This window comes from Thalassolituus sp. UBA2009 (assembly GCF_002335285.1).
Classification (GTDB): domain Bacteria; phylum Pseudomonadota; class Gammaproteobacteria; order Pseudomonadales; family Oceanobacteraceae; genus Venatoribacter; species Venatoribacter alkanivorans.
Genome location: NZ_DDCJ01000058.1, coordinates 117,158 through 117,655, shown reverse-complemented (window position 1 = coordinate 117,655; position 498 = coordinate 117,158). Strand labels below are relative to the sequence as shown.

Here is a 498-nt window from a genome sequence, read left to right as displayed (position 1 = left end):
ATGGCTCGTTTTTTTTGTTCTCTGCCCCGGCGGCCTTTACTCCGACAGCAATGAATAATCCCAGTCAGCTTTCGCCATCGGCGCTCTGGTTTTAATCAACCCCATCGCATTAAACGCATCCTGTACCCGCTCATTCAGTACTTCCAGACGATGTGGAAATTGCGGATTACTGAAGAAATCAACATTGCCCTGCTTATCGACAAACTGCGCGTCGTAATACAGGTTTTCAATATCCGGCTGGGCGTTTTTATCACCCAGTAAAATATCTGCTGAAGCTTCCAGTAATTGCAGTTTCTGTGGATTGGACAGATCGCGCATCAGCTCCTGCAGCTGAGCTGAAGTGCTCATCAGTGTTTGTACAAAACGCTGCACCTCAGCTTTATTTTTTTCAAAATAATCGGCACGCACCACATAAACATCGGCAATAATCCGGCGTGCAAACATAGTAGAAATAATCATCCGCGCACCGGTAATCGAACCGTTACTGCCGGTGCCGAC

The 498-nt window shown here is 47.2% G+C and carries 1 pseudogene; it reads right to left on the bottom strand.

Annotated features, from left to right (window positions below):
* Positions 1 to 36: 36 nt before the first annotated feature.
* Positions 37 to 498: pseudogene (locus B3P58_RS06575) on the bottom strand (hypothetical protein); the annotation flags it as partial.